This is a genomic window from Paenibacillus sp. 37, from assembly GCF_008386395.1.
GTDB classification, from domain to species: Bacteria; Bacillota; Bacilli; order Paenibacillales; family Paenibacillaceae; genus Paenibacillus; species Paenibacillus amylolyticus_B.
Genome location: NZ_CP043761.1, coordinates 968,732 through 993,466 on the forward strand (window position 1 = coordinate 968,732; position 24,735 = coordinate 993,466).

15 protein-coding genes are annotated in these 24,735 nt (G+C 45.0%); 13 read left to right on the top strand and 2 right to left on the bottom strand.

From position 1 onward, the window contains the following. The first annotated feature begins 159 nt into the window (after positions 1 to 159). The 12 genes from F0220_RS04400 (at position 160) to F0220_RS04450 (ending at position 20,105) form a co-directional block, all read left to right on the top strand. A complete protein-coding gene (locus F0220_RS04400; protein ID WP_105602148.1) occupies positions 160 to 546 on the top strand; it encodes an iron chaperone in 387 nt (128 codons plus the stop codon). A 46-nt stretch (positions 547 to 592) separates the two neighbouring features. Continuing rightward, positions 593 to 1,126 carry a cysteine hydrolase family protein gene (locus tag F0220_RS04405; protein ID WP_105602150.1) on the top strand — a complete coding sequence of 178 codons (534 nt, stop codon included), beginning with the start codon at positions 593 to 595 and terminating at the stop codon, positions 1,124 to 1,126. A gap of 262 nt (positions 1,127 to 1,388) precedes the next feature. Next, complete coding sequence (locus tag F0220_RS04410) at positions 1,389 to 1,598, top strand: helix-turn-helix domain-containing protein (RefSeq protein ID WP_036605982.1); 210 nt, start codon at positions 1,389 to 1,391, stop codon at positions 1,596 to 1,598. Between the two features lie 203 nt (positions 1,599 to 1,801). Beyond that, complete coding sequence (locus F0220_RS04415; RefSeq protein ID WP_105602151.1) at positions 1,802 to 3,373, top strand: glycosyltransferase family 39 protein; 1,572 nt, start codon at positions 1,802 to 1,804, stop codon at positions 3,371 to 3,373. A gap of 15 nt (positions 3,374 to 3,388) precedes the next feature. Further along, positions 3,389 to 3,937, top strand: a complete 549-nt coding sequence (locus tag F0220_RS04420) for a hypothetical protein (protein WP_146117121.1) — start codon at positions 3,389 to 3,391, stop codon at positions 3,935 to 3,937. 404 nt (positions 3,938 to 4,341) lie between these two features. After that, positions 4,342 to 5,334, top strand: coding sequence for a phosphotransferase enzyme family protein (locus F0220_RS04425; RefSeq protein WP_105602155.1), 993 nt, complete (start codon positions 4,342 to 4,344; stop codon positions 5,332 to 5,334). Positions 5,335 to 5,672: 338 nt separating this feature from the next. Beyond that, positions 5,673 to 10,295, top strand: coding sequence for a non-ribosomal peptide synthetase (locus F0220_RS04430; protein WP_105602156.1), 4,623 nt, complete (start codon positions 5,673 to 5,675; stop codon positions 10,293 to 10,295). 11 nt (positions 10,296 to 10,306) lie between these two features. After that, positions 10,307 to 11,311: a TauD/TfdA family dioxygenase gene (locus F0220_RS04435; protein ID WP_105602158.1), complete on the top strand. Its 1,005-nt coding sequence runs from the start codon at positions 10,307 to 10,309 to the stop codon at positions 11,309 to 11,311. A 68-nt stretch (positions 11,312 to 11,379) separates the two neighbouring features. Next, positions 11,380 to 14,475 carry a non-ribosomal peptide synthetase gene (locus F0220_RS04440; RefSeq protein WP_105602159.1) on the top strand — a complete coding sequence of 1,032 codons (3,096 nt, stop codon included), beginning with the start codon at positions 11,380 to 11,382 and terminating at the stop codon, positions 14,473 to 14,475. Then, entirely contained in the window at positions 14,476 to 18,492 is a 4,017-nt protein-coding gene (locus F0220_RS04445; RefSeq protein ID WP_105602161.1) for a non-ribosomal peptide synthetase, read from the top strand. Between the two features lie 19 nt (positions 18,493 to 18,511). Further along, on the top strand, positions 18,512 to 18,637 hold the full coding sequence (locus F0220_RS33195) for a hypothetical protein (protein ID WP_258171884.1): 126 nt from the start codon (positions 18,512 to 18,514) through the stop codon (positions 18,635 to 18,637). A gap of 124 nt (positions 18,638 to 18,761) precedes the next feature. Next, positions 18,762 to 20,105, top strand: coding sequence for an MFS transporter (locus tag F0220_RS04450; protein ID WP_091019648.1), 1,344 nt, complete (start codon positions 18,762 to 18,764; stop codon positions 20,103 to 20,105). A gap of 200 nt (positions 20,106 to 20,305) precedes the next feature. Here F0220_RS04450 and F0220_RS04455 read toward each other — a convergent pair whose 3' ends face one another. Beyond that, on the bottom strand, positions 20,306 to 22,546 hold the full coding sequence (locus F0220_RS04455; protein ID WP_181155610.1) for an S-layer homology domain-containing protein: 2,241 nt from the start codon (positions 22,544 to 22,546) through the stop codon (positions 20,306 to 20,308). A 238-nt stretch (positions 22,547 to 22,784) separates the two neighbouring features. Next, positions 22,785 to 23,387: a hypothetical protein gene (locus F0220_RS04460; RefSeq protein ID WP_105602164.1), complete on the bottom strand. Its 603-nt coding sequence runs from the start codon at positions 23,385 to 23,387 to the stop codon at positions 22,785 to 22,787. A gap of 299 nt (positions 23,388 to 23,686) precedes the next feature. Here F0220_RS04460 and F0220_RS04465 point away from each other — a divergent pair, with 299 nt between their 5' ends. Continuing rightward, on the top strand, positions 23,687 to 24,712 hold the full coding sequence (locus tag F0220_RS04465; protein WP_105602166.1) for a GyrI-like domain-containing protein: 1,026 nt from the start codon (positions 23,687 to 23,689) through the stop codon (positions 24,710 to 24,712). Positions 24,713 to 24,735: the final 23 nt, after the last annotated feature.

Consider the following 24,735-nt stretch of genomic DNA (forward strand, 5'->3'; position numbering starts at 1 on the left):
TGTTTAAACGTATTATAATGCTTAGTTCACTTAAAAATCAAATTTAACATTCCAAGTTGCAGGAAAATAGCTGTTCCGCTTGTCCATTTGAAGTACAATAAAAGCAAATATGCCCGTACCACGAATCCATTGATGTATCCGTGGTGGAAGGAGTCCAAGATGGCTGAGAGTAACCATTATTCGGTGCTGGTAGATGAATATATCTCGGAGTTTACACCTGATGTACAGGTGAGATTACAAGCGTTAAGACAGATTATTCGCGAGTCGGCTCCGAACGCCGAAGAGAAGATCAGTTACAAGATGCCCACGTATGCACAGCATGGGAATCTGGTTCATTTTGCCGCATACCAGCATCATATTGGGTTTTACCCTGCTCCGAGTGGGATTCTGGCATTCAAGGAGGAACTCTCTAAATACAAAGGGGCCAAGGGATCTGTCCAGTTTCCGCTGGACCAGCCATTGCCGGAGGATCTGATCCGCCGGATTGTGGAGTATCGGGTGAAAGAAAATGTGGAGATCGCGCTGGAAAAGAAACGCAAAAAGTAGGAAATGATGGATGGAAATCTGTTAGTCTACTGAAGGGGAATTGCAGATGAACAAAGCACTAATCGTGTTGGATGTGCAGTATGGGATCACATCAATGAAGGATTTCACTGCTCAATTGGGCAAGATAGAAGCGGTTATCGCTGATTTTGAACAGCAACATGAGCCAATCATATACATGAAACATGTAGATTACGATCAGGAGGGTTCTTCACTGTTCTATAAAGATCCTGTAAACCTGGAAATTATAATGAGTACCGGACAGCATCCTGTTATGGAGAAAAGCAAACCAAGTGCCTTCAGCAATCCGGAGCTGAAAATTTGGCTGCATGATCATCAGGTAGAACATGTATTTATTGTTGGATTCAACATGGAATATTGTTGTCTGTTTACGGCAATTACTGCAGAACACGAAGGGTTTAAGGTAACCTTAATTGAGGACGCAACAGGTTCGGTGAACACAGCGGAGACGTATGAAATGCCGGGTCTGGATATTCAGGATTTTGTCGGTTCGATTCTGAATTGGTCGAATTGTATTGAAGTTTTATATGTGGATGAGTATAAAGAAATGTATCGTATCTAGCGTGGTTTACATGTGACGCCGGAGATTTGAGTATGGTATAATAAGAGCAGATTAGACGTAAAATGCACAGAGAGCCGTGCTGGTAACACGACTCCTCCGAGCAATAGCCGCTTTTAAGGGCGGTGGGCTTCGGTAACATAAGGGCACGATGAAATAGACCGCATTCCTTTGCTACGGGGGCGGTCTATTTGTGTGTATTGGATAGAATAAGGCATCCTTTGTCAACATCACAGTGTGCATTTTAGTTTGGAGGAGAATTCGTATGATCAAGGTTCATTTATCTCGTATTATGGGTGAGAAAAGAATTAATATTGCTGATTTATCCCGACTAACCGGATTACATAGAAATGGGATTGCCAAATTATATAATGAAGAAACCGATGGTGTGAAGTTTGATACGCTGAATCGAATATGTGAGGCTTTGGATTGTGACATCCAGGATATCATTGAGTTTATCAAGGACGAGAAGTGATCTTCAACAATTAGCTAATACCCTACCCTATACTTTCAAAAGAATGGACATATAGACCGTTACCTTAATCAAAGGGACGGTCTTTTCTGTCTGCATACACATGCCGATCAGTACCGATTGCAAGCGTTACTTCCTTTCAGCGATTTTTCAGCCAGAGCGATTATAATACTCACGGAATCCTGTAATGGAAAAGGAGTTTTCGCATGGCTAAGATGTTGCATAAGTCGTTTTATCTTATTTTGCTCATGTTTGTTGCTGTGTTTATTGCTTCGTCCTTGGTGGTTCGGGCCCAGTACAACTACGCCTTGTATGGGGACAATCCCATTTTGGGCATGCAGCAGTGGAGTATTTTTCTCCCGGTCATTCTTTTGCTTTTTGGTTCAGGTGTCGGGTTATATGCGCTGTGTCTGAAACTGAACAAATACAGTCCGAAGGTTGTTATTCCGATCGTGCTGTTATGTTCTCTGGCCATTCAGATCATCATCATTTTTGTATTTCCGAGAGTGCCCACCGATGATTCACAGACGGTTCTTTCACTCGCCATGAACATGCTGTATGACCAGGATTACTCCTCGTTTGAAACGGGTGGATATTTGCATATGTTCCCGTTTAACTACTCGATCGTGCTGTACCTTAAGACGTTGCTGTACCTGTTCCCGGACAACTATCTGGTCATCAAACTATTTAATATTTTGTTTTCAACATTAACAACTTTCATGATTTATCTTATTTATAAACAAGTGAATGACAGATCCACGGAACGTGATTACGGTGTGTTGATCTTTGCAGCAACGTACCTGCCTGCCTTGTTCCTGAACAACCTGATCTATAACGATGTGATTGCCACAGCATTTCTGACATCTTGTCTTTACTTTATCATTCGTTTTGTGCGTGAAAAGTCTTGGAAAACAATCATCCTTGCCGCCATTTTTCTCGCGATGGGCAATTACTTTCGAAGCATCGGCGTTATCGTGTTAATCGCAGCTATCATATATATCTTGCTGAATATGCGAAGCATCGGAGTGAAGAAAGTCATCATTTCCATCGGTGTGCTGGGTATGCTGTTTAATGTACCAACCTGGACTCAGAATGCGGTTCTTCAATCCTCCGGTGCTGTGAGTGGACCTGTTGGAGAGAATGCTGCACCAGTCTATATGTGGCTGAATATGGGGATTAATCTGGAGCGCTTTGGTTTCTGGGACAACATGGAGAGTTATCAGATCTATCAGAGGCAGGCCAACTACAATAAGGCCGAGAGCGCAGCATTGTTCAAACAGGAGATTGGCAGCAAGCTGTCCGAAGCAAGTGCGAGTGACTTGGTGCAGATGTATTACAAAAAGATCATATGGACCTGGACCGAAGGGACATACCAGATGGACCGATACGGAATCGGCAATGAAAGTTCCATCGGTGCCGGAAGAGGAAGGGGAGGCGGAATCGCAGGGTCCTATAGTTATACCAATGCGGTAACAGAACTGTTGCAGGGGGATTCGGCTTATCGGACGGGATTACTCTGGATCGTATATGTGATGAATTTCCTGATGTACTGTTTTATCCTCATCCGGTTGGTAGGTGGAATTCGTCGTAAAAGGTATGACGAAGTTTCATTGATTCTGGTCATTCTCGGATTCATCGGATTTTATATTCTCTGGGAGATTAAGTCCAGATACATCTACCCGGTATATCCGCTGTTGGTTGTGCTGTCCTATATGGGGTTCAAAGACACGTATGACTTCATATTCCATCGTAAAGGTACCTTGAGCAATATTCCCTGAGAAAAAGGTGATCATATGCGAAAAAAACAATATTTCACATCGGTTACGCTATTCCTGTTGCTAGGATGCATGGTTATGCTGACGGCTTGCGATGTTATAACCGCCCAGAATATTACCAACACCGGTTCTGTGCAAGGTATGAACGGGTTTGGGAAGCCAAATGGTGGCGGTCTGGGCATGAACGGAGGAACACCAAGAGGTGGAAGGGGTACCCCGGGCATGAATGATCGAACAGGCAGTCCCGACATGACGCAGGGGACGATGAATGCCGACATTACGGGTAGAATCATCTCCGTGGAGGGAAACACAGTTACGCTGGCGTTACTTGAAATGCAGGACACCTCATCTCCAAGCATGGAATGGAAGGATACCGGAATGGAATTGAAATTGAATATAACAGATGACGTTACTATTACTGAAGGCATGGGAACGCCTCGCTCGGGCAATTCCAACCCAAGTGCAAATTCGTCCATTCAAGTGTCTGATCTTCAAGAAGAAGACATCGTGATGGTGTGGTATACGGACAACACCGAGACGGTGGAACGGATGATGGTTGTCCAGTAAAAGATGATGGAATTATCGTCATTTTGTAATTGCTTACATTTGGCCTATGGGTTATTATGGAAACAGCTGTTTTTTGAAGGGAGTGAGCGTCATGAAACGACGGTCTAAGATGGTATGTTCTATTACTACAATGAAGGTTAGCATAAACTGAATAATTCCGGCAGATCATTCAGATACAGTGTGGGACACTTCCGGTTTCCCAGTCGATTTGAGATCTGCTGATATATAGGGATATAACTGCTCATTTTTTCTGGCGTATGCGAGGTTTATTTGCTTGTGCAAATTTCTCATACACTCAGAATTTTTAAAAGCCGCAGGCATAGCCTGCGGCTTTTTGCGCGCAAAAATAGGCACGAGTTGGCTATAAACCATCCACACGAAATGATCAAAAAGGAGAAATGCCCATGTTATCATTAAAACATTTATTTCAAAATAACGACCTTGCCGAGATGATTCTAAAGAATTGGAGTTATGATCCCGAGTCACTGGATATGTTTCAGTATTATCGCATATCCTCCAATGCGGTGTATCCGTTTAGAGATCAGGGGGAAGTCCGATTGCTTCGATTTGCCCCGGTAGAGGAAAAAAATCAAATCAACCTTAGTGCTGAACTGGAGTTCCTCCGTTATCTTCGAACGAATCATTATGGAGCCATGGAGGCTGTACCTTCTCATTTAGGGACAGAACTTGTAGAGGCTCACACCCCATGGGGAACGTACTATGCTTCCGTATTCAAGCGAGTCCCCGGATCACAGTTAGGAAGTATTGATTTGAATGACTCCATCCTGTACAGCTATGGTCAGGCGTTGGGTGAGCTGCATCATTTATCACGTATATTCATGCCTGAGCAAAAGGAGAAACGCTGGACCTATACGGATGTTTTGGATTGGATGCAGGAGATCCTGAAGGGTTTTCCTGGTGAAACGGCTGCTTTGAATGAGGTGGAGTTTCTTCGAACGTATTTTGCGACTTTACCGATGACCCGGCAAAATTTCGGTCTCATCCACTACGATTTTGAATTGGATAATGTCTTCTATGACGAAGATAGCCAGTCTTGTTACGCCATTGATTTTGATGACTCGATGTATCACTGGTACGCAATGGACGTGGAACAGAGTCTGGATAGTTTACGTGAGGAGATCGAGCCTGAACAATGGGAGCAGAAGAAACAATTGTTCCTGAACGGATACTGGTCCGAGACAGGAGAACGTTATGATCTGGAGAGTATGTTCCCCGCTTGTCGCCGTTTCGCCAACTTGTACGGCTATTTGCGTATGCTTCGATCTGTTGCAGAGCAGTGGTCACATGAGCCGGAGTGGATGAGCGGACTAAGAGCAAGATTGAGTCGGAAGATGACAGAACAGGCAGAGCAATTCGGAAAGGTAGTCAACAGCTAAGGTGTTCCAATTCATCCCAGGATAGTCAAGATCCATGAGCACTGAATTTTGGAAACATTCACGTAAATCCGGTCCCGCGGTCAGATGCAGATCCTTTGTATCGATCACGGGGCTTTTCATTTTGTTCGAACATTACCGAATAATGAAACGGAAGTGGAAATCTTGTTGAAAGGTTGGATGGGACTTTCATTGTTTCCATGCTAAAAAAGGGTTTTTGATGTCGAATTATATAAAAAAATGTTAAAAAAACAAATAAAATAGTTATTGATTAAATATGGGTGGAATGATAAGTTGTAATTAACTTATTTTAGGATAAATTATATATAAAGGAGAATTAGATGGGAAATGTATGTGTTGATTTGCATCCTTTAACAGAGCATCAACGAAGAATATGGTACATGGAAATGTTATATCCAAAATCAGATGTATGGATGATTACATCCAAGATGAGCATACCGGAACCGATCGATTTCACCTTGCTAGAGCGGTCGATTAACAGGGTTCTGAAGAATAACGAACTGCTTCGAACTCGTATTGTACTGGATCAAGGTGAGAATAAACAATACATCCAACCTTATGAGTACAGATCACTCAAGCATATTCATGAAGATCCAGCCTTAACGGATGAGACATGGACGGAGTATGTGGATAACCATCCGATTCATGTACACAGTGAAGATCTATGTCAGTTTTATACGTATGAGGGTCCTGGACAATACGGATACATCATTCAGATTCACCATATTATCTGTGATGGTCTGGGATTATTCCAGTTGACCGATGAGATTACGGCAACCTATCATGCCGAATTGAAAGATGATAATGCAAATAGAATGGAAACTACGATTCACGATTATGAATACTATATCAATAGTGAACAACAATATCTCGCTTCCAAACGCTATGCGAAAGATCAGGCCTTTTGGAGAGAGAAGTTTCATACGATTCCCGCATTTATGGAATTGAAAGCGCATAATCCCCTTCTAACTCACACCGCAGCCAGAAGAAAAACGATGAATATGGATCACTCCATGTATGTACGTTTGAAAGATTTCTGTCGTCAGAAGAATGTCAGCGTATTCACCTTTTTTCTCTCAACTCTAGCTATTCTGCTGAATAAACTCACTCACCAAACCGATTTGGTCGTTGGAACCAACTACGCGAACCGCACGAGTAAAACAGATAAAGACATGATTGGCATGTTTGTCACCACCATACCTGTCAGGATCGGGGTAGAACCCTCTGACACCGTGTTAACCTTGCTACAACGCATTTCCAATGAACAAAAAGAAATATTGCGTCATCAGAAATATCCGTATAATCAGCTGATCCGTGATCTAAGAGAGTCGCTCTCACTACCGGAACTGAACAGACTGTTCGGTATATCACTGGTCTATCGTCCAGAACGCTTTGACAAGATGCAAGGACATGATGTCTATATGGACAACAAATTTAACGGACATGAGACGAATGATCTGCTTATCAACATTATTGAAAAAATCAATGAGGATCGTATCATATTTCAGATGGATTATCGGACCCAATTGTTCAGTGAACCGTTCATGGGCAAGCTGTTCGATCAGTTTCTTAAGGTCACGGAAGCCGTTCTGGAGTATTCTGAACAAAGGATTGAACAGATCAGCATTGTAAGCGAAGCCGATAAACAATCGATGCTTATCGAGTTTAATGATACCGAGGCGTCTTATCCTAGCGACAAAACGGTCATTCAGTTGTTTGAAGAACAGGCAGCTGCTACCCCTCAACATACAGCACTTATCCTGGGGGATAAGGAGATGAACTATGAACAATTGAATGCCAGAGCTAACGGCTTGGCTACGACACTGATCAGCAGAGGAATCAAGCAGCGAGAACTGGTAGGCATTATTGCAACCCACAGTATGGAGATGGTTATCGCGATTCTGGCTGTTATGAAAGCCGGGTGCGCTTATATTCCGATTGACCCCGAGTATCCTGATGAACGAATTCAGCATATTTTGAAAGATTCTCAGATAAGGTTTGTCCTGGTTAATCAGCGTATCGATTTGTCGGACAGTCTAGAAATCATTCATATCCGTGAAGATAATGATGGGCATTTACCAGCAGGTAATCTGAACTTGACCATAGATATGAAGGATTTGGCTTATGTCATCTACACATCAGGGTCAACTGGAGCACCGAAGGGTGTATTGGTGGAGCATAGGGGATTGACGAACTATATATGGTGGGCGAGTCAGACCTATGTTACTGACGGTAAAACGACTTTTTCCCTGTATTCATCTATCGCTTTTGACCTGACTATCACATCCATCTTTACGCCGTTGATTACGGGTAACACGATGATTATCTATAACTCGTCTCATAACAAGGCGTTGATTGCGGATGTTGTTCTGGATCCGCGAGTAGATCTGGTCAAGCTGACTCCGGCACATCTGCAATTGATTCAGGACATGAACATTATGGACAGATCCAATGTTCGAACATTTATTGTAGGTGGCGATAATTTGAGTACTTCGCTGGCTGCAAATATTACCCGGCAAAGTAAGCATGAGGTTACCATTTTCAATGAATATGGACCGACAGAGACAGTGGTGGGCTGTATGATCTATGCCTACGATCCTCATGTTGATCAAACGGAGTATGTGCCTATCGGCAAGCCTATTCAGAACACATCCATATATGTGTTTGATCAATCACTGCAATATGTTCCTGTTGGTGTTCAGGGTGAATTATTGGTTGGGGGAGACGGCGTGACCAGAGGTTATCTGAACCAACCCGAGTTGACGGGCAGAAAATACGTCGAACACCCGGATCGTCCAGGCGAGCGCTTGTACCGGACTGGGGATCTATGCCGGTTAAGAGAAGACGGTCAGATGGAATATCTCGGAAGAATGGACGATCAAGTGAAGATTCGCGGGTATCGAATTGAACTGGGTGAGGTCAAGGCAGCTTTTTTGAAAATCAAAGGAGTTCGGGATGTTGCTGTAAGCGTCAAGACGGATCAGCAATCCCGTCAGTTATGTACTCATTACGTCAGTGAAGCATATGTAACCCGGAGGATGATTCGAGATACCTTGGCATCTCTGCTGCCGGAGTATATGGTTCCCACACATCTGATCAAGGTGTCTTCCATTCCACTTACGATTAACGGCAAGATTGATTACTTGGCGTTATCGATAGAGAAGCCGCAATCGGATGAAGACAATGTGTATGTGGCGCCGAGTTCAAGCATGGAACAGACGATATCTGCCATCTGGTCTGAGATTCTTGGCCTAGACAAGGTGGGGGTGACGGACCATTTCTACGAACGGGGTGGTGATTCACTGAAGTTGATTCAGATCTATACCCGACTTTCCGAGATAGGTTTTGAGTTTTCGATTAACGATATGTTTAATTTCCCTACAATCCAAGCCTTAAGTTCACATCTGGAACAGGTCATGGAAGGAAAGGAAGGCATGATAAGCATGGAACACAAGACAATAAAGAGATCCAAAGTGGATGTATTGAACGGAATTATGGACAAGCCGATCTTCCTTTCAACAGAGATTGCGAGCGTTGATCCGGCGCTCAAAGGTGTGATGTCATTCAATCAGGAATCCCTGTGGCTGGTTGAACAGTTCGAAGGAAAGAGCACCAAGTATAACATTCCCGGACATGTCATTTTCGAAGGCGCATTCTCGGAAGAGGCATACGTCTATGCATTGAATCAGATCCTACAGCGGCATGATGTATTGAGAACGTATTTTGTTGTAGAGAACAATACACCTGTGCAGCGAATCAGACCTTACGAGCCTTTTGGCATAGAGGTCCAGTATACGCTGAGGGATGACTCCCAAGCTAGTCTGAAGCGTGTGATTGAAGAAGAATCCAAACACCAATTCAACCTGGAAACCGGGCCGATGTATTATTTTGGATTGTATCAGATCCATGCACAACAATATTTTGCCTATTTTAATTTTCATCACATTATCTTCGATGGCTGGTCGCAGGATATCCTGATGGCTGAACTGGGGTCATACTATAATGCTTATCTGAGGGGAGAAAATGCTGCAATAGAGCATTTGAGTATTCAATATTCCGACTATTCACATTGGCAAAAAGGTAAATGGATGATTGAAGAATTTCCGACAGTTCTGGATTATTGGCGCAACCAGTTGGGAAGTACCGTCAACCGATCGGTAAAAGTATTGCCCTATGACCGGGAGCCTTCGGTGAACAACGTGGATACCGGAGATATACTGCTCGCAGAAATTCCGATACAAACCATTGAAATGATCAAAAAGGCCGGTATGAAAAACAATGCCAGTCTGTACATCACCATGCTCACCGCCTACAAAATGTTGCTGTACTTTTACTCGGGTGAAATCGAGATCGTCGTAGGAACACCCGTCGCAAACCGGAATCGTGCAGAAGTGCAGAAGTTGATCGGATATTTCTCCAACAGCCTTGCCTTGAAGACGGTCATGGACCCGGAACAGTCCGTGGATGCCCAGATTATTTCGGTTAGAAATACGGTATTTGAAGCGTTTGATCATCAGGAGATGCCTTTCGGCAAGCTGATTGAACTGCTGAACCCGGATCGTGCTTCGGGGCTCACCCCGTTCTTCCAGACGTGGTTTGTACTTGATGTCAAAAATACGTACAACATCGAAGGACTAAATATTGCTCAGAATGAAATTTTGTGGGGACACAGCGGCAAGAGCAAGTGGGATCTGACATTAAATCTTATCGAAGCTGACCATGTAATGAATGTAGTGGTGGAATACAAAACAGAGTTGTTCGGCAAATCCACCATGAAGAGATTCCTGCATGATTATATGGCAGTAGTAGAGCTGATTGCAGCTGATTCCTCCCGGAGTCTTCAAGCTGTTCGTCATGATTGGGAGGTGATGGCCCACGAGTACAAGATGGTGTTGCTGAATAGCAGTAAGAGCAAAAAAAAATTTAACAAAATTAAATCCTAGGAGGATTAACGATGAAGAAGAAATTTGATAAAGGCGCGCAGATGGTCATCCAGAAAGAAATTGTGAAGCAATCGTTTCTGGAGGAAGGTCAGGAACTGCCGTTGGTAATCAAACCCAATGTAGCCGGTCTGGATCTGAATCAATGGTATCTCAACAATAAGGATATGGTAGAAGAGAAAATTTTGAAATATGGTGGCGTGCTGTTCAGAGGTTTTGATACTACCACACCAGAGAGCTTTTATGGGTTCATCGATGTAAGCTGCCCCGAACCGCTCAGTTATAAGGAAGGAGCGACACCGAGAACCCAAGTACAGGGCAAGGTGTATACGTCAACGGAATTTCCGAACGAGGAGACTATTGCACCGCATAATGAATTGTCCTATGTCATGACATGGCCCAAAAAAATCTGGTTTTCCAGTATTGTTGTTGCTGATGAAGGAGGAGAAACACCTATTGTGGATGTACGGAAAGTATATAACCTCATTGATCCGGACATTCGGGATGTTTTTGCAGAGAAAGGCTGGATGTTGGTTCGAAACTATGGAACCGGATTCGGACAGACCTGGCAGTATGTTTTCCACACAGAGTCCAAGGATGAGGTCGAGCAATATTGCCTGGACAACAACATGACTTGCCAATGGAATGAGGATGGAACATTGACAACGAAGCAGGTGAGACCGGCTATTACGATCCACCCGGATACCAAAGAGAACCTGTGGTTTAATCATATTGCCTTCTGGCATAGCAGTAGCCTGAACGAGGAAGTTCGCAACTTGATGCTCGAAGAATTCGGAGAGAGTGGCTTGCCATACCAGACGTACTATGGAGACGGAACTTCAATTGATGCTGATGTGGCTGCACATATTCGTCAGGCTTATGCGGATGCCACGATCGCCTTTCCATGGCAAGCGGGAGATATTCTTATGCTGGACAATATGCTGGTGGCGCATGCACGGAACCCGTACCAAGGAGATCGGAAAGTACTCGTAGCCATGGGAGAACCGGTGAGTCGTTAAGCCTCAATTGCGACTTAAGGAAATTACATTCGAACTGAAAATACATTAGAAATGCAGGAGGATTGAACATGGAAAATGTAATGCTGGGTTATCCCCTTTCACCACAACAGAAACGACTGCATGAACTGAATAATAACGGATTAACATCACGCGTCCCAAGTGTAATTGCTGTTAACATCAAAGGTGAGTGCTCGAATGGTCAGATTGAATTAGCCGTGAAGAGAATAGCCGAGAAATACAGTACACTCCGCACCTCCATAGAAGCCGATCCCAATTATGGGGTCCATCTTCAGAAAGTAGATTCGGAGACCAGAAGCCGATTCCGTACTGCATATTCGGATGAACCGATTCAGGAGCAGGATCTCCAAGGGCTGATCCGAAAGGAGTTGGACACATGGACAGGTGATTATTCACTGGAAGCCATTAATGTGGATCTGTCCGAACGTTCCAAACTGTTGATTCTCGCTTTTGATCCGCAATTCTCGGATATTGAACCTGCCGTTATTCTTGAAGACTTGTCTCAATTCATTGCGGCCGAGGTAGACCCTGAACTTTTGGAAGAAGAGGTACCGTATTATGCTGTATCCGAGTGGTTGAATGACCTGTTGACCAATGATGAGCACGCGGAGGAAAGAAGTTTTTGGAACAATAAACGGTTTGATCATGTTGATAAACAATTGTCCATGGTATCCGGTAGCGGAACCACGAGTATTACGATGGCAAGTTTCCCTGTGGAAGGGTCACCAGAATTGTGGGCTGAACTTGAGAAAGTAGCAGAGAAGACTGGAAGTACAATAGATAACGTTGCGCTCGCCTGCTGGAATTTGACTTTGCATCTGCTGGGCGAGGATAAGGACCTAACGGTTGGCGTACATACGCGTGGCCGACAAGATGAGGATTTGGAGAAGGTTGTCGGTGCATTGAATCGATACGTACCTCTGTACTCGGGCTTGAAAGAGGACGACACGCTGACTCAGTTTTTCCAAAGAACGACGAGTGAAGCGAAAGATAGTGCAGAATATGCAGATTATTTTGACTTCAAAATGTTTAGCAAATCGGATTCGAGTCAATCTGTGTTCTCTTATGGATTCGAGAGTCGGGATGCATCATCCGTGGTGGAATCGGGTGGTTACACATTCCGGGTTGTGTATCAGTCGGAACAGATTGAACCGGTTCACCTTGGACTCAACATCCAGCAATACCCTGAACGTAGAGATATCGTTCTTCGATATAACAAGGAAACGTACACTCCGACAGAGATTGGCTACGTAGCAGATATATTCACACATATTTGCAACAAGGCTTATGTGAATCTGGATGAACCCGTATCGTTCAACATCATCCCTGATCATCTGACATTTACATTGCAATCGATTCTTCAAGGAGAAGTTCGGGAATATGCAACCTCTACATTGATAGAAATGCTGGACGAGCAAGCCTCGAAGACACCAGATCAGATTGCGATTGTGTCTGGTAACACACTGCTTACGTTCCGGGAGATCCATGAGAAGTCCAAACAGCTTGCCCATTATCTGCATCGGACAAGAAGTGTAGGGCATGGAGATGTAGTCGGGGTAAGCGTGGAGAGATCTCCTGAGCTGGTCATAGCCCTTGTGTCTGTGCTTCGGGCAGGAGCAGCTTATGTACCACTTGATCCGGATTATCCGAATGAGCGATTGTCCTATATCTGTGAGAATGCCCACATTAAAACGGTGCTGTTGTTGAATAAAAACAACGAACGGCTCAATTCCCTTTTTGCCAATCCTGTATTTCTTGAAGAAGAAGGCGAGGCCATTGCAACCGAGCCCACAGACGCATCGGCAATCGGAGTAGATGCCAGAGACATCGCCTATATCCTCTATACTTCCGGTTCCACAGGCAGACCCAAAGGGGTCAAAGTGTCACATCAGGCCATCAGCAACCATATGCATTGGATGAACAATGAATTTCCACTGAGCGGGGAAGACGCTGTATTGCAGAAAACATCAATTAATTTCGATGCATCAGTATGGGAGTTCTATGCACCGCTCACTACGGGCGCAAGGCTGGTTCTTGCTGAGCCGGACAAGCATGCTGATCCCGACTATCTGCTCGATATTATTCATAAGGAACGAATCACGACGTTACAGGTTGTACCTACCATGCTTCAGGCTTTGGTGGAAAAAGAAGCGCTCTCTTCAGCACCGTTAAAAAGGGTGTTCAGCGGCGGAGAGAGACTGGGAATTCCACTCCAGAAGGCTTTCTTAGATAGATCCAACGCTCAGTTGATTAACTTGTACGGCCCAACTGAGGCGAGTATCGATACGACGTATCATATCTGTGACAGGGATAACGTTCATGAAACGATCGGCAGACCCATTCATAATACGAATCTGCTCGTGCTCGACTCGAACCTGAATCTTGTCCCGCCAGGTGTTGCCGGAGAGTTATATATCAGCGGGAAGGGCCTGGCAGATGGATATGTGGATGAACATCTTAATGATCTGGCTTTCCTGACACATGCTTATACGCCGGACAAGGTGATGTACAAAACCGGCGACAGAGTGCGTTATTTCCCTGATGGTCATATCGAATACATTGGCAGGGTTGACCGGCAGGTGAAGTTAAGAGGGTATCGGATCGAACTCGGCGAGATCGAGAAGGTTCTAAATGAACACCCTCATGTGCGACTTGCAGCGGCGAAGTTGCAAGAGAAGACTGAACCATTGCTGGCTGCCTATGTAGAACTGGATACCGATGGAGAGATTCAGGATGTCAAACAGTGGATTTCATCCGCACTTCCCGAATATATGATTCCGAACGTCATCCAGGTACTGGAGCATTTACCGCTGCTGAGCAATGGGAAAATTGATTATCACGCCCTGCCGGATGTGGATATCAGTTCCGGGGCGGAATATGCCGCACCAACGACAAGCGTTGAGCAGATTGTTGCCCAGATCTGGAGAGCGGTATTGAAGCGGGAGCAGATTAGTATTGATGAGAACTTCTTTGCACTCGGAGGGCATTCGCTTATCGCAACGCAGGTCATCTCTGGGATCAGACAACAGGTAGGTGTTAATCTGCCGCTACGTAAAATATTTGATGCGCCTACCATTCGTGAATTGTCCGAAGTGATTGAGAATCTGTTGTTGGAAGCGAATGGATATTCTGCGGAGGGTAATTAAATGAAAAAATCAGGTGCAGTAATAAACAAAAGCGAACTGATTGATCGAATATTAAGTCAGATGAATGTGACCAATACAGTACAGCGCACTTCTCGTGACATAAATCGCTTTCCACTATCTTTTGCTCAGAAGAGGTTGTGGCTTCAGCAGCAGATTGAGCCAGCAAGTACGGCTTATAACATGGTTTTTGCCAATGAGATTAGGGGAGAGTTCGATAAGTCTGCATTCGAACAAGCTATCGGACTGCTGGTGGAGAGGCAAGAGGCATTACAAGTTCGGATGGATGCCGAGGAAGGCATACCTTATCAATATATTCAGGAAGACCAACCGGATTATGAATGGGTTGATATATCAATGTATCCGGGCGATCAGGCTGAAAGGCAGATTGTAGATGGAATTGAAAGGGCCGATGGCCCTTTTGATTTTACCCGAGATAGATTATGCAGATTCAAAGTATTTAAGCTGAACGATCACCGCCACATTTTTGTTCTGATGATGCATCATATCATCTCGGATGGTCAGTCGATCGAGATCATACGAAGAGACCTGTTATCTTATTATGAACATTTCCGCGGAGTAGGCCCTTTGCCGACATATGACGCATCCGCGACCCAATATATAGATTACGCAGTATGGCAGAATCAATTACTGGAAAGTAAGGAGTTTGCTAATCAGAAGAGGTACTGGATCGATCAACTGAAGGGGCACTCCTATACGCTCAATTTGCCATATGACCATGAACGTCCACAGAAACGGAGTGAAGAGGGGATATCAATATACTTCACGATTCCGGCACCTCTTACCAGCAGATTAAGAGAGATTTCGGAGAAGCATCATTCCACGTTATTTATGGTGATGTATACCTGTTTTGCGATTTTGTTACGCAAGTATTCGGGTGAAACGGATCTGATGATTGGTACGCCTGTCTCCAATCGGCCACAGTCCGATCTGGAGAAGATCGTGGGTTTCTTTGTTAATACACTGGTACTGCGAAGCCGTATCCATGATCAACAATCATTTCTGGAGCACCTGGACGCTTCCAAAAATACGATCCTTGATGCATTTGACCATCAGGATGTACCGATTGATCTATTGTTCGATGACCTGATCCAATCTAGAACCACAGGATATTCGCCATTGTTTCAGGTCATGTTCAGTCTGGGGAAAGCGGGCCATTTTGAACAGAAAGATCAACAGGCTGTGTTCAGGGAGATCAAGCTGAAGCAGATCAACACATCCAAATTCGACATGTCCCTGGATTTGACGGAAGATCAGGATGTGATTAAGGGTACGTTTGAATGTAGTCGGGATCTGTTCCACGTGAGTACGATCGAACGCTGGGCCAGTAATTTTATAGCGTTGCTTGAACATATTGTGGATTATCCAGGAAAGCCAATCGCAGAGGTTGAAGCCGTTAGTGATGAAGAACGACAGAAAGTTCTATATGAATGGAACGATACCGTAATGGATTACCCTGATCATCTCTGTGTACATCACCTGTTCGAAGCATCTGTAGCCCGAACCCCGGATCAAGTGGCTGTGGTATATGGGGAAGAACAATTAACTTATCGTGATTTGGACCGCCAAGCGAATCAATTGGCTCATCTTCTGATCGAAAAGGGAATCGGACCTGACAAGGCGGTAGCCATTGGCATAGAACGTTCGCTGCATTTGCCCATTGCCCTTCTAGCCGTGTTAAAAGCGGGAGGAGCTATCGTGCCTCTGGATCTGGATGCACCTGTCGAGCGTAACCGGCACATGTTAACAGACTCGGAAGCGTCGATCTGTCTCATCAATACGAATAAGTTGCCGATTCCCGAGGATGTTGCCCTTCTGATCGACGTATCTCAGCCTGAAACATATACGGACAAGCCGATGACAGTTCCACAGTCACAAGTAGGGCCTGATCATTTGGTAGCTATTTATTATACGTCAGGCACTACAGGGAAACCGAAGGGGGTATCTGTGCTGCACCAGGGGTGGGTGAACCGAATCTGCTGGATGCAGCATCAATTCAAGCTGGAATCCCATGAAACGGTACTTCAAAAAACAACTCTGACCTTTGATGATGTCGGTCTTGAATACTTCTGGACATGGATGGCAGGGGCAAGGGTTGCCCTGTTGGAGCCAGGATTCCATCGTGATCCGTATGCGATTATTCAAGCTTTGAAGCAATATGAAGTGGCCATCGTCTTTTTTGTTCCGAGTATGTTGAAAATGATTTTGGAGCGAATTGGTGGGGCGGATCTGGAGCAGTTAGCGTCATTACGGGAAGTATTCTCTAGTGGAGAGGCATTAAAGCCCGAGATGGTTGCAGCGTTCCACAACCATCTTCCCAAGCGTAATCTGCATAACAGTTACGGGGTAACCGAGGTTTCCATTGATTCGACCATTCATATGAATGTGCAAGTAGAAGGTCGTCGTGCTCGAAGAAATATATCCATTGGTCGTCCAATCGGGAACAATTTCATCTACGTTTTGGATGAGATGCAGAATCCGGTGCCCATCGGGGTTCAGGGCCATTTGTATATTGGTGGTGTTGGGCTGGCGAGGGGGTACTATGGAGATCCCGTGAAGACCGGACAGGCTTTCTTCGTGAACCCGTTTACGGATGGAAGGATCTACAGGACGGGTGACATTGCTTATTACGACGCCACTGGCAAATTATATATTGTCGGTCGAATAGACAATCAATTGAAGATCAGAGGCATGCGTGTAGAGTTGGGGGAAATCACCGATGTAATCTCCAGACACGCTGATATTCAGGAGTGTGCGATGCTGGCTGAGCGATGGGGAGATGATGAAGAACTTTCACTGAGTGCCTATATACAGCTGACTCCATCTTCTAAGATTCTCAGTACGGACCTTCGCAACTTCTGCCGAACCCTGCTGCCAAGTCACATGATTCCCTCACGTTTCATTACGATTGATCATATTCCGCTGAACAGTAACGGTAAGTTGGACAAGGCGGCGCTGAAGCAGCTGGATCGTGGCACATTGAAGGATTATATTGCTGCCCCGCAGGATGAGCTGGAAGAAAAGGTCATGCAGATCTTCATGGATATCCTTGGTGTGGATACCGTACATCTTCATGAAAGCTTTTTCGATCAGGGTGGCCATTCAATCAAAGCGGTCCGTTTAATGGATGTTCTGAACAGAACATTTCATACCGAGCTATCCGTGATCACTCTGTTTGATTACTCCACCGTGACCGAGATTGCACATATCATTCGGGAGGGGAACTTTCCTCAAGACCAATCGTTTGTTGTGTTGAAAGAAGGCGGCCGTAAAGATGAAACCCCGCTGTTCCTCATTCCAACAGGTGGTGGCAATCTGATCAATTATTATGAGTTGGTTAGTCAACTGGAAGGATTGAATATTTACGGGTTTGTACCAAAAGGATATGAAAATGACGAAGAACCGCTCTATACCGTCCAGGAGCTGGCTCACTATTATTATGGTGTTCTTACACAATTCAATCCGGTAGGCCCGTACCGATTACTGGGTTGGTCCTTTGGTGGCAATGTGGCATTTGAGATGGCACGGATCATTGAAGATGCGGGACAACAGCTGGAGTGGTTGATCATTCTGGATGCACCTGCCCGAAGCCATGAACGGGATGTTCGTCCAATAAATAAGATGGAGGCTCTTGCCGAATTAGCACACAATAACGGATATGAGTTCAAGCGCAATACAGACTATGAGGAACAGTTAAAAGAAGCCATGAATCACTTCCCAGGTGAAAACACGCTTAGACATCTCAAAGTGCGTTTGGCCAATGAAGTGGCCTTTGATAACTACTATTCAGCAAAACCGATTCAGTCCGATATCCATCTATTGTACGCAACCGCTCAGGATGAACGAAGTCCAGTTCCGTTAACGGATGCACAAGTTTGGCATGCCAAGACGACAGGTATATGCACTTCAATTCCGATTCCAGGTCATCATGAGAATCTGATCGACTACAATCATGCAGTGAATGTGGCCCAATATGTGAATCAAATGGTGAAGGGATGATCAGATGACTTTTGAAACGATGGAAAAGATCATGCCTCCATTGAACATCTCCAATCACAATCTGCGAAAAGGAATCGACATTCTGAAGGAAAGCATTACTTCTGTTTTGACGTTGCAAGAGGTGAAGGTTGTACAAAAGATTTAACTTTCGAACAGAATAACAGATTGAACCAAGCGAAGCAGGAATGACTTCGCTTGTCTTCATTCTTCATAGCTGCATGAAAGAGATGCTGAATGAGATATAGGTTCGACGTAGGCGGAGGTGGACCATGGAGATTTTCAAAAACAAGAACTTCAGTTTGATGTTTTTTGGCAGAATCTTAACCAACATTGGAGATAGCTTATATGCGGTATCCGCCATGTGGCTGGTCTACAATCTGGGAGGCTCCTCATTTTATACTGGACTCGCGGGATTTTTGTCCATTTTGCCGAAGCTTATTCAACTGTTGTCCGGACCGATGATAGATCGGATCCCGATTCGAGGGATTCTGGTATACAGTCAATTAATTCAGGCCTTATTGTTATTAATTGTGCCTATTGCAGCGTACTATGATTTTCTGAGCGTCGGCTTGGTATTGGTGATCACCCCTATTTTGAATATATGTAATACCTGGGTGTACCCTGTTCAGATGTCAGCTCTGCCAAGAGTATTGGAGAAACACCAACTCACGCAGGGCAATTCCCTGTTCTCCATCGCTTATCAGGGGATTGATGTGGCTTGTAATGCTATCTCCGGGATGCTCATTGTTGCGCTGGGTGCGGTGTCTTTGTATTTTTGGAATGCCATCGGTTTCTTCATAGGTGCTTTATTATTCTCTCAATTGCGGATTGCTCCTTATATCATGGAATCGAAGATGAAGAAGGAACAGGGTACATATGATGAGACTACTGAACAGGCGAGTGGGAGTACACCGTCAGGAATGCGTTTGTTTTTAAGGAATTACACCGATGATATGGTGAGTGGAATCAGGCTGCTTACACAGACGGCATTGGCCAAGTTACTCTTTGGCATTATGGTAATTAATGCTGCAGGAGGAGCGACATTTAGTGTACTTCCCCTATATAGTGATCAGATCGGCGGAGCCAATATCTACGGGTTGATGCTGATGGCACAGGCGCTTGGCAGCGTCATAGGTGCAACATGTGCACCGTATCTCAGACTGGAAAATGTACGTTTGGGTCGATTGTATTCTGTGGCATACATCATATCAGGAATTGCCTGGATTGGGTGCATATTTACCCCGTGGAGCTGGCTGAGCATTCTGGTATATGGACTGGCCTGGGTTCCTGGCGGAGCCGTTAACGTCATCATTAATACCGTTGTTCAGAAGGGGGTACCGCAGCAATATTTGGGTTTGGTGTTCTCCGCGACGATGGCGTTAAGCGGCATAGCCATGCCAATCGGCAGTCTGATCGGTGGTACGTTGGGAGTCTGGCTACACAGTTCTACAGTCATCACTTTATCTGGAATTACCGTTGTTCTGGTAGGGGTATACTGGATGCTTGATCGCGTATCCCGCAACCTGCCCAAGACGGAGCAACTGGATGAAGGACATTTCAATTTCACACCACGCGGCGGCACGGCTCGCTCGAATACCGAAATGGGGGCTTAACGCTGACATAACATAATGAGCCCGTCGTTTATCTCTAAATTTCATGTGTGAAAAAATAAAAAAATGGCACCTCCAGAAAGGCCATGAGGATAACGACTGGTTATCCCGTGCCTGTTCCATGAGGTGCCCTATTCAGGTTCATTCATGTTAAACCATGTTAAACGCTACCTGAGCAATGGAATATTGCAGGTTAATTGTTGTTACTCTGTATAATCACTTATCGCAGTTCGCCCCGCCTCTACACTGATCCAGTAGGCATAATCTTCGCGCACGTCCACATAGAGGTTAAGTTCCTTCGCATCAAGGTTACTTACCGTTAGTTTGAAATTGCCATAGGCATCTGTTGTAACCTGCTGCGTCTGGATGTGCTCTACAACAGGCGAAGGACCATGGATTTTAATTGGCATCGTCTGGTTGGCATACGTCGGGAACGTACCTTGAAGGACTAGTGTGTGATCGGCGGAATATACTGCTTTCATGGTCTGATCCGGTAGTCCGCCATTCTTTTCATTCTCGGTAGCTTCAGTGGCATTCTTCGGTCTGCTCCATAGTTCGAAGCCTTTTTCCTTCAGGTTCTGGAGAAAAACAACGGCCTCTGCCCGGGTCAAGGATTCTTGTCCCGCATAACCTTGCACCGTAGCTGCGGTTTTGCCTGAAGAGTATCCCATGTTCAGCAGATACCGGATGGCATCGTCATCCTGGGTATAATTTTTACCGCCAAGCCCCGCCACGATTACGGCTACTTCTGTTCGGTTCAAGGCATGATTGCGCAGCTTCGGATTCTGTTTGCTGGCATCCAGTTTCAGATTCAACGCGGAAGCATAGGTATAATAACGATCACTCCAGATGTTTCCTTTGATAGCTTGTCCCTCTACAGCATCGATGCTCTGAATGACATGGGAATTCGCATACAGCTTGAACAACATGGAGAGGAATTCGGCTTCACTCACCTGATTGTTGGGTTTGAACGTTCCATCCTCGTATCCACTGACCATCTCCTGTTGAACGGCCCATTGAATGGCATCTTTTGCCCAATGTGTGCGGATATCAGTTAATTGGGGAATTCCCGTTACCGTAACAGAGACAACCGCTTCTTTCCCTTCAAAACGAATCCGAATTTCGGCTTTACCAGCCTGAAGTCCAATGATTTTACCATCCTTGATGGCGATGCGATCTGACGTCGTGGTGAAGGAGACGTTAGATTGTGGAACATAGGATGTTCCGTTATCATTCACGGCAGTGATCGAAGGCAGATCAATCTGTTCTCCAGTTCGAACGTTCAGGTTTGGTTGTCCTGGTTTTATACGAGTAAGAGTTGTATCTTGTACACCGTCCACATGGAAGAAACGCGTGGAGTATGAGATTTCCGCCGCTGTACCGTTCTTCTTTTGCAGACCTGTAATTTGAATGTTGAACGTATCACCGTTTTTTAACAATTGCACATCGTCGGGACGGAAGATGATGGCGTAGCCATATCCATATCCACCTGTCTCTACATTGAAATAGGCTTGATTAAACCATTGTTTATCCGCAGGGTCCACGTTGTAATAACCGGTTGGAAAGCCGCTGTTCTGATTCTTGGCGTTAAAGGTCCACGTACGTTGATCGGAAGTCCGAGTCATCTCGACCTGTACCTCAGACAGTGATGGCTTCGCAAATACATCTGTATTAAGTTGAACAGACCAGGCCTGTGTGCTGCCAAAGGCTTCGATTGGAAAAGCGCCTTGATTCGGGAACAGACTGTAATTGAACGAAGTTCCCCCAGTTCTGCTTTTATCAAATACCTGCATGGCACTATAGTACTGATCATATGTCTTGCCTGCTTCACTACGAGTGGCAAGTCCAAATCCGATCCGTTGCAGTTGTGGGCTCAAAATCCAGCGCCGGTGACCCAGTCGATCAATATTGGAGGCATCCGAATCATTCATGTAGGCCTGAATGCTTTTTGTCAGGACGTTATTCTTGGCACTGCTGGTAACGTAAAGATTGGAGCTGCTAGCAGACTTTGAACCTGTGTCAAAGAAATCCTTTGGCATATCTCCTGGCTGTTCTGGATAATGGGACAGGTATCCACCTGTGGAGACCACAACAGCCCCATGCTGGGCTTGACGATTCAAGGTAGGATCAAGGACAAGATCTCCCTGCAGCCCCGCAATAAAACGATAAAAGTTGGCTGCGTTCAGACCCTGATCCAGATAGGCATCACTTACCACACCAGCAAAGTAGGGAGCACTTGTCGAAGGTGTCTCTGTATACAGGGGAGATGTATCATTGTCATTCATCCACTGATTCCACTTCTGAACAATCTCCTGCTGACTTCGCTCAGGCAACAAACTGTCTACCTGTTCCGCATGTGCCGCTTGAGCACCCCATAATAGAAACAGCAGGCCTGCCAAGGGTAGAGCGAACAGCGAATGCATTTTATGTTTCGGATAAACCATGTTTCCAACCCCTCTCAATTCTGAACGTACGAAGAACATATGCATGAACAGCATTATGGTATATTCATCGACATTACAGCTGATTTTGCTTAGAGACAGGTATGGGGAGCATAGTGCCGAGCGTATGAATGAGGGGATTTATAGGAGTGAAATTGGTGGTTCATTTGTGGAAAAAGAGCACAGGCTACCCGGCTGATTCGGGACAGCTTATGCTCTTTCTACATATGTATCTACTTGGTTAGTCGAGACTCAGGTCGAAATCAGGCTCACACATATAATCTAATGGGTACAAATCATCTCGTGCCGAGATTAATGCACGGAAATGAAGATAAAGATTATTGGGCTGTTCCACAATGCCACCAACACGATGAGGTATGAGTTCAGCCACGACGAAGACATCTTGGGCATTGTTACATTTAAAAAGAACATTCTTCGGATGAATGACTTCCTCCAGGTAACTGTATGTCATCACATGAAATGTTTGTCCACGCCAGTTTGTCTTGATTACTTTATAGGAATGTGTGCGAACTAGATCCAGATAACGTTCCAGCTGGAACGTATGTTCAAATTGCGTAATATAGCCTTTTTTATCTACATCAATCGTAAACTCCACATCGTAGCTCACATGCATTTCATCTCTATAAGTTCCGTTCATGACCTTCATGGAGTCAAAGTGTGATCCGAAGTTCGGATCTTCCACATAGGGAATGGTAATGAGTTCGGGGTCAACATGATCAGTGATCTTACTGTTCATAGAAGGTGCGCTGTAATACTTTGATGGCTGAAGATCAATTGATCCGATCATGCTTCCAGGAAAACCGGGGCTGCAAGATATTCGCATAGTCATCTCCTTCGTTGTTGGTCAGTAGTTAGACGAACGAGTAAGAAGAAAGTTGCATCAGAATAAGGAAGTGAAGGATGAGCGTGAATTCGATATGTTTCGTGTGAATAGGAGTACTGGCACTATTTCCAATCTACCTACTCTTTTGATACAGTAACTGTAGGACATATCGGAGGTATATATCATATATGGAACAAGCACTTCAGATCTTAATGCGAAATGCAGGTGCAGAAAAGAACACCTTTTTGTATATGCTGTAAGAGGAGGCACGTTTCGATCAGGAACTATTCTGGCAATACGTGAACAGTATTATGGAACTGACTCGTCTTACTGCCAATCAGCCTTTGGATCGCGAACTTTCCAGTGCCGTTAGCTTTACATATTCCAAAATCATGGAGTATCTGCAATGGCATCAGTTGGATCGTGATGTGTATGAGATTAAACAGTTTCCATATGTCTACGCACATCAGATTGTGAATCTGCTGGGCAATGTAGTCAACGGCTTATATAAAGGTATCGCACCAGATGAAGCCGATTTCGATGAGGAGTTCCCCAATCCGGCTTTCACAGGCGAAATGGCAGAAGAGCAACCAATCATTTTGCAATTAGGCTATTATAAACAACATACGAATGTACACGCCCTTGCCTTTCGAGAGGAAGATGGGACGTATCGAATTGTTTTGAATGAAGAAGAGGACCGGGATCTTGCAGATTCCAGGCTGAGTCGCCGTGAGGTGGAAGGAACGTATCTTTTTACGGCTCCGGATGCCAGTAGCGCCCACCAATATTTTCATGAATGGGTCATGGAGAACCGTGCCCCATATCGCTCTCAGAGAGGAGTCCATCCAATGAATGTGAATGAAAAAGTGATCGAACACCAGTCTCTTACCTTTGTGGGAATCAAACGAACGTTCTCTTGTGTGGATGGAGAGAATTTAAGAGAAATCCCAAAGATGTGGCAGGATGCTTTGGCAGACGGCATTGAGGAACGTTTAAAAGGGTTCAATAACGGAGCTATTCCCGGTCTGGTGGGCATCTGCATAGATCAGAGAGAGCTGAAGGACAATCAAATGGAGTATTGGATTGCTACCTCTTACTCAGGTGAAGTGCCTGAAGGTTTGGTGCCTATCGAACTCCCAGCGTCCAATTGGGTTGTATTTGAAGCGGATGAATTAAAGCCGGAGGCGATACAACGGTTGTGGCACCATATTATGACAGCGTGGTTTCCTTCCGCTTCATATAAGCATGCAGGGATCCCGGAACTTGAAGTGTACAGAGGTCATGGAGCACCTCCCCAAGTCTGGATACCTGTAAAATCTGTGTGAGCAAAATTGAACTAGGAGGTCTA